Source organism: Bacillus rugosus, from assembly GCF_023238245.1.
In the GTDB taxonomy this organism is placed as follows: Bacteria; Bacillota; Bacilli; order Bacillales; family Bacillaceae; genus Bacillus; species Bacillus rugosus.
Map to the genome: position 1 here is coordinate 1532089 of NZ_CP096590.1, position 13844 is coordinate 1545932.

The window sequence follows — 13844 nt, forward strand, 5'->3', positions numbered from 1 at the left end:
AACAAAAGTGAAAATAACTGAGCTTTTAACGAAGCATACGATAAAGCTTAATATAGAGAGCAAAGAAAAAGAAAATGTTATTGACGAAATGGTCACTGTTCTTGATAAGGCTGGAAAGTTAAATGACCGACAAGCCTACAAAGAAGCCATTTTAAATCGCGAGAGTCAAAGCTCAACGGGTATTGGTGAAGGAATCGCTATCCCGCATGCGAAAACAGCAAGCGTTATCAACCCGGCGATCGCGTTCGGACGTTCAAAAGACGGTGTCGATTATGAATCATTAGACGGACAGCCGGCTCATTTGGTATTCATGATTGCGGCGACTGAAGGCGCAAACAACACTCACCTTGAAGCATTGTCAAGACTTTCAACGCTGTTAATGCGTGAAGAAATCCGCAAGCAGCTCCTTGAAGCTGAGTCTGAAGATGCCATCATCGACATTATTAACCAGCACGATAAGGATGATGACGAAGAGGAAGAGGAAGAAGAAGCGGCACCAGCACCTGCCGGAAAAGGAAAAATCCTAGCCGTGACCGCGTGTCCGACAGGTATTGCACACACATTCATGGCTGCGGATGCCCTTAAAGAAAAAGCGAAAGAGCTTGGTGTGGACATAAAGGTTGAAACAAACGGTTCAAGCGGCATTAAGCACAAGCTGACAGCCCAAGAAATTGAAGATGCACCTGCAATCATTGTCGCAGCGGACAAGCAGGTTGAAATGGAGCGCTTTCAAGGCAAGCGCGTACTTCAAGTACCTGTTACAGCAGGTATCAGACGCCCGCAAGAGCTTATCGAAAAAGCGATGAATCAAGATGCGCCAGTTTATCAAGGCAGCGGCGGTTCTTCAGCTTCAAACGATGGAGATGAAGCGAGCGGAAAATCTGGCAGCAGCATCGGAAGCGCGTTTTATAAGCATCTGATGAGCGGTGTCAGCAACATGCTTCCGTTCGTAGTCGGCGGCGGTATCCTTGTTGCGATTTCATTCTTCTGGGGAATTAATTCTTCCAATCCGGATGATCCTACTTACAATACATTTGCTGCAGCTCTTAAGTTTATCGGCGGTGACAATGCATTAGGATTAATTGTGGCTGTTCTTGCCGGATTCATCGCAATGAGTATTGCAGACCGTCCTGGTTTTGCGCCTGGTATGGTCGGCGGATTTATGGCTACTCAAGCAAATGCTGGATTTTTAGGCGGATTAATTGCCGGATTCCTGGCTGGTTATATCGTTGTTCTTTTGAAAAAAGCATTCGTTTTTATTCCGCAGTCACTTGACGGACTAAAACCTGTATTAATTTATCCGCTTCTTGGTATTTTCTTAACTGGTATTATCATGCGTTTCGTTGTGAATACACCAGTAGCAGCATTTATGGATTTCTTAACAAACTGGCTTGAAAGCCTTGGTACTGGCAACCTTGTATTAATGGGTATTATCTTGGGCGGTATGATGGCGATCGATATGGGCGGTCCGCTTAATAAAGCAGCCTTTACGTTCGGTATCGCGATGATCGATGCAGGCAACTATGCGCCTCATGCAGCGATTATGGCCGGCGGTATGGTTCCTCCGCTTGGTATCGCACTTGCAACAACAATTTTCCGAAACAAGTTCTCTCAGCGTGACCGTGAAGCGGGTATTACATGCTACTTCATGGGTGCTGCTTTCGTAACAGAGGGAGCGATCCCGTTTGCTGCAGCTGATCCGCTTCGCGTCATTCCAGCTGCTGTCGTTGGTGCAGCTGTTTCCGGCGGATTAACTGAATTCTTCCGTGTAACGCTTCCGGCACCTCACGGAGGAGTGTTCGTAGCCTTCATCACTAACCATCCGCTGCTTTACTTATTAAGCATCGTGATCGGTGCTGTCGTGATGGCAATTATCCTTGGTATCGTTAAAAAACCTGTAACAGAGAAATAAGAAAAAAAGCGTCCTGATTCAAAAGGACGCTTTTTCTTTATCCTGCTCGCTGGAGCGCGGTTAAGTTATGTATTTTATTATCTTTTATGATAAAGTAAAAGAAGGGAAACAACTGACATAGCAACCGTCTAGGAGGAAACACTTTGACCGAAGAAAAAAACACGAAAACTGAAAAAACGGCGAAGAAAAAAACCAATACGTACTTGGAATGGGGAAAAGCGATTGTCATTGCTGTTTTGCTGGCTCTCCTGATCCGTCACTTTTTGTTTGAGCCTTATTTAGTTGAAGGTTCATCGATGTATCCCACATTACATGATGGAGAAAGGCTGTTTGTGAATAAAACAGTCAACTATATCGGCGAGCTAGAACGTGGAGATATCGTTATTATCAACGGTGAGACTTCGAAAATCCATTATGTAAAAAGATTGATCGGAAAGCCTGGAGAAACCGTTCAAATGAAGGATGACACGCTTTATATAAACGGAAAAAAAGTAGCCGAGCCTTACTTGTCTAAAAACAAAAAGGAAGCAGAAAAACTTGGTGTCAGTCTGACAGGCGACTTTGGACCGGTTAAGGTTCCAAAAGGCAAATATTTTGTCATGGGAGATAACCGGCTGAATTCAATGGACAGTCGAAATGGGCTGGGACTGATTGCGGAAGACCGGATTGTCGGCACATCGAAGTTTGTCTTTTTCCCGTTTAACGAAATGCGTCAAACAAAATAAAAACGCCTTGCTGGCCTTTGGACAGCAGGCGTTTTTTAATTTGAAAAAGAAGCGACCAATGCAATGCATAATACAGTTATGAACACTGAACCGATAATGGTCAGCACACTGAAGAAAAGGTGAACCTGTTTGTTCTCTTTTCCGCGTTTTTCTAAAAGTCGTTTAGAAAAAATGTGCGAAAATATGTAAATAAGAGCTATCCCAATATATAAGCCGATATCTTTGGCGGTAAAGCCTGTTACGGCAAGGTAAAAGCCCGTAAAAAAGATCAATAAGCAGTATTCAGTAAGTGTTAAAAGCCTCAACGTGTTCCTCCATGAGAGTGTGTAATTTTCCAGCCGGATGCATTCTCTCTGTTTAATTGTAACATAGCGGGCCGGTTTGAGTGTATAAGTGTTTTCTCTCTTGTTTTATCAGGGAATCATTTCTCTTGCCTTGCATTCATGGTATACTTTTATTGATGATAGACATGATGGAGGATAATAAATGATTGCTGTAAATAATGTAAGCTTGCGGTTTGCGGATCGCAAGTTATTTGAAGATGTTAATATTAAATTTACCCCGGGCAATTGCTATGGGTTAATTGGTGCAAATGGTGCCGGTAAATCAACGTTTCTGAAAGTCCTATCAGGCGAAATCGAGCCTCAAACAGGCGATGTTCATATGAGTCCTGGCGAGCGCCTTGCCATCTTGAAGCAGAACCATTTTGAGTACGAAGAGTATGAAGTGCTGAAAGTGGTTATTATGGGCCACAAACGCCTGTATGAAGTCATGCAAGAGAAAGACGCTATTTACATGAAGCCTGATTTCTCAGACGAGGATGGAATTCGTGCTGCTGAGCTCGAAGGTGAATTTGCGGAGCTGAACGGATGGGAAGCGGAAAGTGAAGCTGCGATCCTTTTAAAAGGCCTTGGTATTTCAGAGGACCTTCATACGAAGAAGATGGAAGACCTTGGTGGTTCAGAGAAAGTAAAGGTGCTCTTGGCACAGGCATTATTCGGCAAGCCGGATGTTTTGCTGCTTGATGAGCCGACGAACCACTTGGACCTTCAGGCGATTCAGTGGCTGGAAGAGTTTCTGATTAACTTCGAAAACACTGTTATTGTCGTATCCCATGACCGTCACTTTTTAAATAAAGTGTGTACGCACATTGCTGACCTTGATTTTAACAAGATCCAAATCTATGTCGGAAACTATGATTTCTGGTACGAATCAAGCCAGCTGGCGTTAAAGCTTTCTCAAGAAGCGAACAAGAAAAAAGAAGAGCAAATTAAACAGCTTCAAGAGTTTGTAGCTAGATTCAGCGCCAATGCGTCTAAATCTAAGCAGGCTACATCAAGAAAGAAACTTCTCGAAAAAATTACGTTGGATGATATTAAACCATCTTCCCGCCGATATCCTTATGTTAACTTTACACCAGAAAGGGAAATCGGAAATGATGTTCTTCGGGTGGAAGGCTTAACGAAAACAATCGATGGCGTAAAGGTGCTTGACAATGTCAGCTTTATTATGAATAGAGAAGATAAAATTGCTTTCACTGGCCGCAATGAATTGGCTGTTACTACGCTGTTTAAAATCATTTCCGGGGAAATGGAAGCTGACAGCGGAACATTTAAATGGGGCGTTACAACTTCTCAAGCATATTTTCCAAAAGACAACAGCGAATATTTCGAAGGCAGTGATCTGAATCTTGTAGACTGGCTTCGTCAATATTCTCCTCATGACCAAAGTGAGAGCTTTTTACGCGGATTCTTAGGACGGATGCTGTTCTCCGGAGAAGAAGTCCACAAAAAAGCAAACGTACTATCCGGGGGAGAAAAGGTTCGCTGTATGCTGTCGAAAGCGATGCTTTCTGGCGCCAATATATTAATTTTAGATGAGCCTACCAACCATTTAGACTTAGAATCCATTACGGCGCTCAATAATGGCTTAATCAGCTTTAAAGGCGCTATGCTGTTTACATCCCATGACCATCAATTTGTACAGACAATTGCCAACAGAATTATAGAAATTACACCTAACGGCATCGTCGATAAGCAAATGAGCTATGATGAGTTCCTTGAAAATGCCGATGTGCAGAAAAAACTGGCTGAACTATACGCGTAATAAAAAAAGCAGAGATACCTCTGCTTTTTTTGATACATAGAGTTGAAAGGAGATCACAGCATGAAATTTTTAGTTGTCGGAGCAGGAGGAGTAGGCGGGTATATTGGCGGCCGGCTTGCAGAGAAAGGAAATGATGTGACATTTCTCGTACGCCAAAAAAGAGCTAAGCAGTTAAAAGAAACCGGGCTTGTCATCCATAGTGAAAATGGGGATGTATCATTTCAGCCTGCATTAATCAGTGCCGGAAAAACAGGGCATTTTGACGTCGTTATCATCGCTTCTAAAGCATATTCACTTGATCAGGTGATAGAAGATGTCAAACCGTTTATTGATCGTGAATCTGTCATTATCCCTTTCTTAAATGGGTACCGCCACTACGAGCAGCTGTTTACGGCATTTTCGAAAGAACAGGTGCTGGGCGGTTTGTGTTTCATAGAAAGTGCTCTAGACAACAAGGGAGAAATTCATCATACGAGCGCATCGCATCGTTTTGTATTCGGAGAGTGGAATGGTAAGCGTACGGAACGAATAACAGCGCTTGAAGAGGCGTTTTCAGGCGTGAAGGCAGAAGTCATCATCAGCGGGCATATCGAGAAGGACATTTGGAAAAAGTATCTGTTTATTGCGGCGCAATCGGGGATTACAACGTTATTTCAAAGGCCGCTTGGCCCGATCCTCGAAACAGAAGGCGGACGTCACACGGCTCAAACTCTTATTGGAGAGATTGGCTCTATTTTGCGAAAAGACGGCGTTCCGGCTGATCCGAATCTTGAGGAAGAGAGCTTCCGGACGATGTTAAGCATGTCATATCATATGAAGTCCTCCATGCTTCGTGACATGGAAAACGGACAAACGACTGAAGGCGACCACCTGCACGGCTTTTTGCTTGAAAAAGCAAAGCGTTTATCTCTTGCGGCACCTATATTAGAAACGATTTATGCCAATCTGCAAACGTATGAAGCAGAAAAATAAAAAGGAGGCGAAAAGCCTCCTTTTGTTTATTAAAAAGCCCAATTTCCGTTTCTGAAGATAGGCTCTCTTTTACCGTCTGCTGTAATTCCGTCAATATTCATATCCTTAGAACCAACCATAAAGTCCACGTGTGCGATGCTTTCATTTAAGCCTTCTTTGACAAGCTCCTCACGAGACATTTGCTTTCCGCCTTCAATGTTAAAGGCATAGGCACTTCCGATCGCCAAATGATTTGACGCATTTTCATCAAACAATGTGTTATAGAAAAGAATATTTGATTGTGATATAGGCGAATCGTAAGGCACAAGCGCCACTTCACCTAAATAGTGAGAACCTTCATCTGTTTCCACCAGTTCTTTTAAAATGTCCTCACCTTTTTCGGCTTTAATGTCTATTATGCGGCCATTTTCAAACGTGAGAGTGAAGTTTTCGATAATATTTCCGCCGTAGCTTAGCGGTTTTGTACTCGATACGACTCCGTCGACCCCGTCTTTTTGAGGCAGTGTAAATACTTCTTCTGTCGGCATGTTGGCCATAAACTCATGACCGCTTTCATTCACGCTTCCCGCGCCTGCCCAAACATGCTTTTTAGGCAGCTTAATGGTTAAATCAGTTCCTGCTGCTTGATAATGTAAAGCAGCATAATGTCTCTCGTTCAAATGGTCAACTTTTTCATGAAGATTTTGATCGTGATTAATCCACGCTTGAACCGGGTTGTCTTCGTTTACGCGCGTCGCTTTAAAAATTTCTTCCCACAGAAGCTGAATCGCTTCCTCCTCAGATTTGCCAGGAAAAACTTTTTGAGCCCAGCCCGCTGATGCCGCACCTACGACAGTCCAGCTGACTTTGTCCGATTGAATATATTGTCTGTATGTATGTAATGCCTTGCCTGCTGTCTTTTGAAAGGCAGCAATCCGTTTGGAATCTACACCTTTTAGTAAGTCTGGGTTTGACGACACAACAGAGATGAAAGCGGCTCCTTTTTTAGCAAGCTCTTCTCTGCCTTTTGCTTCCCATTCAGGGTATTCTTCAAAAGCTTCAAACGGCGCAAGTTCATATTTTAATTTGGCAACTTCATCATCCTGCCAATTTACCGTGACATTTTTTGCGCCTTTTTCATACGCATGTTTCACAATTAAGCGGACAAAATCCCGTACGTCTGTTGAAGCATTTACGACTACATACTGGCCTTTTTGGACGTTTACGCCGACCTCTACCGCCAGCTGCGCATATGTATTTAATTTCTGTGAAAATGAATCCATAAATTTATTCCTCCTCAAGCTTTTTTCTCATCATATCAAATATGATCCTATAAAGGAAAGAAAGGAGGCCAAAGTGAAAAACCCAAAACAACATGTCTTGGGTCTTTCGATATTACGGATGATTCAGTTTTACAGTGCCGCCTGCAGGCGAATGGGGCATATTTGCTAAAGAAATGCTCATGCCTCCAAGAATAATTCCGCTTAAAATGGCTGCGATGGCTACTCTTCTACCTAAATCTCTTAGCATCTGTTTCCTCCTTAACGTTTCTCCATTTCCCACAATATGAAGAGAGTGAGGAAAAAAGAAGCAAGAAATTTGCTGTATGTGAGATTTTTTACAGGAAAAGACTATTTAACCGCCTTTTGAAGCTTATCAATCACTTCTAAAGAACGGCCTGTGCCGATTGCCACACATTCAAGCGGGTTTTGCGCCACGTGTACAGGCACGACAATCTCCTCTGTGAGCCATTCTTTAATCCCGTTAAGGAGCGCGCCGCCGCCTGTTAAAATGACGCCGCGGTCAACAATATCACCGCTCAATTCAGGCGGGCAGTCCTCAAGAGTAGCTCTGATGGCTTCAAGAATATGCAGGAGAGATTCGCGCATTGCATCTTGAATTTCGTTAGATTGAAGCATAATGGTTTTTGGAAGGCCTGTCACGAGGTCACGACCCCGAATTTCCATTGCTTCAGGAACATGCTCAATCAGTGCATGGCCAATCTCCATTTTTACCTGTTCAGCTGTACGTTCGCCGATCAGCAAATTGTATTTTTTCCGGACAAAGGAAACGATATCCTCATCAAGCTGGTCTCCGCCTATTCTGATAGAGTGGCAAGAAACAACGCCGCCGAAGGAAATGATAGCAACCTCTGTCGTCCCTCCGCCGATATCTACTACCACATTGGCAACCGGTTCATCGACCGGCAAATCCGCTCCGATCGCGGCTGCTACTGGCTCTTCAATTAAATGGACGTTTTTCGCGCCGCAATTTTTCACCGCATCACTGATGGCGCGGCGTTCTACTGCTGTTGAGCCTGACGGTGTGCAAACGACTACGTTCGGTTTTCTGAACGACATGCCGATGCTTTTTGCGGCTTTTTTCATAATGTGCTTTAGCAGATCGGTTGTCATATCATAGTCTGCGATAACGCCGTCTTTCATCGGTCGGACAGCGACAATTTTTCCCGGTGTTTTACCGATCATGTTTTTCGCGTCAGCTCCGATGGCAAGGACTGCTTTTGTCGTTGTATCCATTGCGACAACAGATGGTTCATTTAAGATAATCCCTTTATTTTTGCTGTAAACAAGTATATTAGCTGTTCCTAAGTCAATCCCGATTTCAGTTGATTGAAACATGTTTTCACCCAATCTTTATCCTGATTTTATATGATTCTACATTTAAAGTTTCTAAGAAATGAAGAGATTTTTGGGGGTGTGCGTCGGTAAAGAAATGTTTTTGTAAAAAATCGCGGAACTGTGTAACAGAAGTAATACATTTTTCGGTTTTATGGAAAAAATATCTTGTAATTCTTTATAGAAAGCGGGAAACTTTTTCTAAGTTTCGTACGTCTACGATATATTGAGGTACATCCTTAAACATTACATGAGAATAGAAACATTTAAAGGAAGAAGGGTTTTTATGAAATCAATAGGTGTTGTAAGAAAAGTAGATGAATTAGGGCGCATTGTCATGCCAATAGAATTAAGACGGGCACTTGATATTGCTATAAAAGACAGCATTGAGTTTTTTGTTGACGGAGATAAAATTATTTTGAAAAAGTACAAACCTCATGGCGTCTGTTTAATGACCGGAGAAATCACTTCAGAAAATAAAGAATACGGCAACGGTAAAATTACGTTAAGTCCTGAAGGTGCACAGCTGCTTCTCGAAGAAATTCAAGCCGCTTTAAAAGAATAATATCATGTTTGAAAAAGGCGGAGCGATACAATCTCCGTCTTTTTTTCGTGCCAATTTCTGATTACCGCCGCCTAAGATATGACATCATGAATAATAGGTAATGAATGATTTGGGATACTTTACATATTTTACTCAATTATTTGTCGAAGAATGGTACAATAAGTAGAGAAACACAAGCGGCAGGTGGTCATATGAGAAAATATCAAGCTCGTATCATTTCCATCGTTTTGGCAATGATTTTTATTATGTTTTGGGATTATTTATTTTATTTTATAGGCAAAAACCCGGTTAATTGGCCTGTTGATATTGTGTATACTGCAGTCACGATAGCAAGTGTCTGGATGCTGGCTTATTATGTCGATGAGAAACAGCAGCTGGTTAAGAAAATGAAGGATAATGAATGGAAGTATAAACAGCTCTCTGAAGAAAAAAACCGCATCATGGATAATTTGCAGGAAATCGTATTTCAAACGAATGCAAAAGGCGAAATTACATATTTAAACCAAGCATGGGCATCCATAACCGGTTTTTCAATCAGTGAATGTATGGGAACGATGTATAATGATTACTTCATAAAAGAAAAGCACGTAGCCGACCACATTAACACCCAAATTCAAAACAAAGCGTCTTCCGGCATGTTTACGGCAAAATACGTGACAAAGAGCGGCACGATTTTTTGGGGAGAAGTTCATTATAAACTTTATTACGACCGGGATGAGCAATTTACAGGCAGTCTGGGTACAATGTCAGATATTACTGAGCGGAAAGAGGCTGAAGATGAGCTCATTGAAATTAATGAACGGCTGGCGAGAGAATCTCAAAAACTGTCAATCACGAGTGAACTTGCCGCCGGTATTGCACACGAGGTCAGAAATCCTTTAACATCTGTCAGCGGTTTCCTTCAGATTATGAAGACACAATATCCGGACAGAAAAGGCTATTTTGACATCATCTTTTCAGAGATTAAAAGAATCGATTTGGTGCTCAGCGAGCTGTTGCTGCTTGCAAAACCGCAGGCGGTCACATTTAAAATGCATCAGCTCAATGAGATCTTGAAACAAGTCACGACATTGCTCGATACCAATGCGATTCTGTCCAATATCGTCATAGAAAAAAATTTCAAAGAGACAGATGGCTGTATCATTAACGGAGACGAAAATCAGCTGAAGCAGGTCTTTATCAATATCATTAAAAATGGGATTGAGGCAATGCCAAAAGGCGGTGTCGTAACCATTTCGACTGCTAAAACAGCCTCTCACGCAGTGATAAGCGTCCAAGATGAAGGGAACGGCATGCCGCAGGAAAAGCTTAAGCAGATTGGCAAACCTTTTTATTCAACAAAAGAAAAGGGCACCGGACTCGGACTTGCCATTTGTTTGAGGATTTTGAAGGAACATGACGGGGAATTGAAAATCGAAAGTGAAGCTGGAAAAGGCAGCGTCTTTCAAGTTGTTTTGCCTTTAACATCAGACAGCTGAGAGGGGGAAAATGAAGATGAACTCGCTTCTGTTTGTATATGGGACATTAAGAAAACATGAAGAAAATCATCATCTGCTTGCTCAATCGGTATGTATCAATGAGCAGGCCAGAACGAAGGGATGTCTGTTTGCTGCAAAGGAGGGTCCCGCAGCCATTTTTGAAGAAGAATGCTATATATGCGGCGAAGTATATGAAGCAGATGAATTGTGTATACATAAGCTCGATCAGTTTTTCCAAGGCTATGATAAACAAACGGTGCTTGTAGAAACGGATACCGGGATCAAAAAATCGTTTATTTATTTTATGAACAAAGACAAGTGTGCTGGCTTTCCGAAAATAAGCAGCGGCGACTGGAAAGAACATCAGATGATCAGCAAATCGCAAAATCCTGTTTATTATTTTGCCTATGGGTCCTGCATGGACAATGCCCGCTTTCAAAAGGCGGGAGTCGATCACTATTTTCAAGATCCAGTGGGAAGAGCTGTTTTAAAAGGATACACAACCCGCTTTACGCTAAAAAGAGAGGATGGCTCAAGAGCGGATATGATCGAAGACGGAGGTACAACAGAAGGCGTTTTATATCGTATTCCTTTCTCTGCTCTCTCCTATCTATATAAAAGGGAGGGCGTTGAATCTCTTACGTATCGGCCGGCATTTGTAGACGTTGAAGCAGGCGGAAGGCGCTACACAGACTGCTTAACTTTTCTCGTCCTCCAAAAAGCAGCGGAAACTGCCCCGCCTCAGCACTATCAGATTGAAATTGAACGCGGAGCGGAGATGTATTTGTCCCCGGGGTTTGCTGAAAAGCTCAAGCGGCATATGAATTCGCTCCCAAAAGGATAACGATATTAACACTGTTACAAAAGAATATGATAAAATTTGATCAATGAAGTCAGATAAAGGAGCACCAATATGAAAAAAGAATTTGCGGTAATTGGACTAGGACGTTTTGGTGGCAGTATTTGCAAAGCGTTAAGCGAAGAAGGCGTCGAGGTAATGGCGATGGATATCGATGAAGATAAAGTCAACGAGTATGCCAAGATCGCGTCCCACGCCGTTATCGGTGATTCAACAGATGAATCTGTCCTGAAAAATTTGGGTCTTCGCAATTTTGACCATGTCATTGTAGCAATCGGAGAAAACATTCAAGCAAGTATTTTAACGACGCTCATTCTGAAAGAACTTGGCGTTCATACCATTACAGTTAAGGCACAGAACGATTATCACGAAAAAGTGCTGTCTAAAATCGGTGCGGATCACATCGTCCACCCGGAACGCGATATGGCAAAACGAATTGCACATAACATCGTTTCCAACAACGTACTTGATTATTTGGAGCTGTCTGAAGAGCATAGTCTTGTTGAAATCGTAGCTAACAGCCGCCTGGCTGGAAATACGCTTCTCGATTTAGATATTCGTGCGAAATACGGTATTAACATCGTAGCCATCAAACGGGGCAAGGAAGTCATTGTATCACCTCTTGCGACGGAAGTTATACATCAAGAAGATATTCTTATCGTCATTGGATCAGTTACAGACATTTCCCGTTTCGAAAAAAGAGTTCTTCATACAAAATAGCAGTAAAACAAGCCGTCCCCAAAGGGCGGTTCTTTTGATATTATCAGAATATAACAACTTTAATGAAATGAGCGTCAATTTCTTAAAATTTTATTGACTAAGCATAGGCGTTCCGATAGCATATTGTACCATATAATAAAAAAGAGGAGGGGCCTATTTGAATAAAGAAGCGCTGGTCAATAGGCTGAATGCTTCAGCCCGAAGACAAAAAGCTGATATCGTCATTAAGAACGGAAAAATTATGGACGTATATAATCAAGAGTGGATATATGAAGATATTGCGATTACTGATGGAGTCATTGTAGGCCTCGGCGAGTATGAAGGCGAAAATATTATTGATGCAGAGGGACAAATGATTGTTCCAGGTTTTATTGACGGACATGTACATATTGAGTCATCAATGGTAACACCGATAGAGTTCGCTAAAGCGGTGCTGCCGCATGGCGTGACAACCGTTGTTACTGATCCGCATGAGATCGCGAATGTGTCTGGGGAAAAAGGGATCGCATTCATGATTGAACAGGCTCGGCAAACACCGCTGAATATCCATTTTATGCTTCCCTCCAGTGTGCCTGCCGCAAGTTTTGAGCGCTCAGGCGCAGTACTCAAAGCAGCCGATTTAAAGCCTTTTTACGAAGAGGAAGAAGTATTGGGGCTGGCTGAAGTCATGGATTATGTGTCGGTTCAGCAGGCTGAAGAAAATATGGTTCAGAAACTGCTCGATGCCCGTGTTGCAGGAAAGCGGATAGACGGTCATTTGGCGGGTTTATCGTCAGACCTCATTAACATATATAGAACCGCATTGGTCTTAAATGATCATGAAGTAACGACGAAGGAAGAAGCCCTTGATCGTATTAGAAGGGGAATGTATGTGATGATGCGTGAAGGGTCAGTCGCAAAAAACACTCTCAATGTGCTGCCGGCTGTGAATGAAAAGAACGCGCGCCGTTTCTTCTTCTGTACGGATGATAAGCATGTGGATGATTTATTGTCAGAGGGTAGTGTGAATCATCAGGTGAAAATGGCGATTCAAGCCGGACTTAACCCGTTTTTAGCCTATCAATTAGGGAGCCTCAACGCAGCCGAATGCTATGGACTAGATACAAAGGGAGCGATAGCCCCGGGTTTTGACGCTGATTTACTCTTTGTATCTGATTTGGAAAACGTCACTGTCACAATGACGATGGTAAAAGGGCAGACTGTTGCTGAAGGCAGCAAAGCAGTCTATCAAGATAGTGCTTCAACAGCAGCACCAGAACGGGCACTGCTTGATTCAGTTAAGCTTGCTGCTCCTCTTAACAAACAGAATTTTCATATGCCAATTGATACAAAGCAGCAGATCAATGTGATTCAAATCATTCCAAATCAGCTTGAAACACGATTGGTACATGTCGAGGCTCCTAATGGACGCGACTTTGAGTCGGACATTGAGCTCGATTTGTTAAAGATTGCAGTTGTCGAGCGGCATAAAGGTTTAAAAGAAATCGGGCTTGGTGTTGTGAAAGGATTTGGATTCAAGAGCGGAGCGATTGCTACAACCATCTCGCACGATTCCCATAATATTATTGCTGTTGGAACAAATGATATCGATATCGCGGCTGCAGTTAATAAGCTGCAGGAAATTGGCGGAGGATTAACGGTCATAAAAAATGGAGAAGAGCTTCATTCAGTTCCGCTGCCGATTGCGGGGTTATTATCCGATCAATCTGCAGAACAAGTGAATCAAAGCTTACTGACGCTGCATGATAAATTGTCGTTAGTCGGTTTCAGAGGCGGGTTTAATCCATTTTTGACGCTGTCGTTTTTAGCTTTGCCTGTCATTCCTGACATCAAAATGACGACTACAGGATTATTTGATGTAAAGTCTTTTCAGCATATTGCATTGCAATAAA

At 42.6% G+C, this 13844-nt stretch carries 13 protein-coding genes; 9 read left to right on the plus strand and 4 right to left on the minus strand.

What is annotated here, in order from left to right; translation table 11 throughout:
* Window positions 1-7 precede the first annotated feature (7 nt).
* Entirely contained in the window at window positions 8-1912 is a 1905-nt protein-coding gene (locus M0696_RS07865; protein WP_222142755.1) for a PTS fructose transporter subunit IIABC, read from the plus strand.
* A 143-nt stretch (window positions 1913-2055) separates the two neighbouring features.
* Entirely contained in the window at window positions 2056-2637 is a 582-nt protein-coding gene (gene sipT / locus M0696_RS07870) for a signal peptidase I sipT (RefSeq protein WP_166853270.1), read from the plus strand.
* Between the two features lie 35 nt (window positions 2638-2672).
* On the opposite strand, the gene M0696_RS07875 is transcribed toward sipT, so the two are convergent.
* The gene (locus M0696_RS07875) at window positions 2673-2942 is read right to left on the minus strand and encodes a hypothetical protein (protein WP_222142756.1); all 270 of its coding nucleotides are present in this window, start codon (window positions 2940-2942) and stop codon (window positions 2673-2675) included.
* A 181-nt stretch (window positions 2943-3123) separates the two neighbouring features.
* Here M0696_RS07875 and M0696_RS07880 point away from each other — a divergent pair, with 181 nt between their 5' ends.
* A complete protein-coding gene (locus M0696_RS07880; RefSeq protein WP_014113645.1) occupies window positions 3124-4743 on the plus strand; it encodes an ABC-F family ATP-binding cassette domain-containing protein in 1620 nt (539 codons plus the stop codon).
* A 60-nt stretch (window positions 4744-4803) separates the two neighbouring features.
* Window positions 4804-5715, plus strand: a complete 912-nt coding sequence (locus M0696_RS07885) for a ketopantoate reductase family protein (RefSeq protein ID WP_222142757.1) — start codon at window positions 4804-4806, stop codon at window positions 5713-5715.
* 29 nt (window positions 5716-5744) lie between these two features.
* Here the strand turns inward: M0696_RS07885 and M0696_RS07890 are convergent, their stop codons facing one another.
* The 3 genes from M0696_RS07890 to mreBH form a co-directional block, all read right to left on the minus strand.
* Entirely contained in the window at window positions 5745-6977 is a 1233-nt protein-coding gene (locus tag M0696_RS07890; RefSeq protein WP_222142758.1) for an aminopeptidase, read from the minus strand.
* A gap of 112 nt (window positions 6978-7089) precedes the next feature.
* Entirely contained in the window at window positions 7090-7224 is a 135-nt protein-coding gene (locus M0696_RS07895) for a protein YkpC (protein WP_003238865.1), read from the minus strand.
* A 101-nt stretch (window positions 7225-7325) separates the two neighbouring features.
* Complete coding sequence (gene mreBH / locus M0696_RS07900) at window positions 7326-8333, minus strand: cell shape-determining protein MreBH (RefSeq protein ID WP_248602672.1); 1008 nt, start codon at window positions 8331-8333, stop codon at window positions 7326-7328.
* A 283-nt stretch (window positions 8334-8616) separates the two neighbouring features.
* Between mreBH and abhA the strand changes: the two genes are divergently transcribed.
* From abhA to ade, 5 genes are all read left to right on the plus strand, one after another.
* A complete protein-coding gene (gene abhA, locus M0696_RS07905) occupies window positions 8617-8895 on the plus strand; it encodes a transcriptional regulator AbhA (RefSeq protein ID WP_003244728.1) in 279 nt (92 codons plus the stop codon).
* Window positions 8896-9086: 191 nt separating this feature from the next.
* Window positions 9087-10373 (plus strand): two-component sensor histidine kinase KinC, encoded by a 1287-nt coding sequence (kinC, locus tag M0696_RS07910; protein ID WP_166853262.1) that lies wholly within the window; start codon window positions 9087-9089, stop codon window positions 10371-10373.
* Window positions 10374-10389: 16 nt separating this feature from the next.
* Entirely contained in the window at window positions 10390-11217 is an 828-nt protein-coding gene (locus M0696_RS07915; RefSeq protein ID WP_248602673.1) for a gamma-glutamylcyclotransferase family protein, read from the plus strand.
* Window positions 11218-11286: 69 nt separating this feature from the next.
* Window positions 11287-11952, plus strand: coding sequence for a Ktr system potassium transporter KtrC (ktrC, locus tag M0696_RS07920; RefSeq protein ID WP_003222311.1), 666 nt, complete (start codon window positions 11287-11289; stop codon window positions 11950-11952).
* 157 nt (window positions 11953-12109) lie between these two features.
* Window positions 12110-13843, plus strand: coding sequence for an adenine deaminase (ade, locus tag M0696_RS07925; protein ID WP_248602674.1), 1734 nt, complete (start codon window positions 12110-12112; stop codon window positions 13841-13843).
* Window position 13844: the final 1 nt, after the last annotated feature.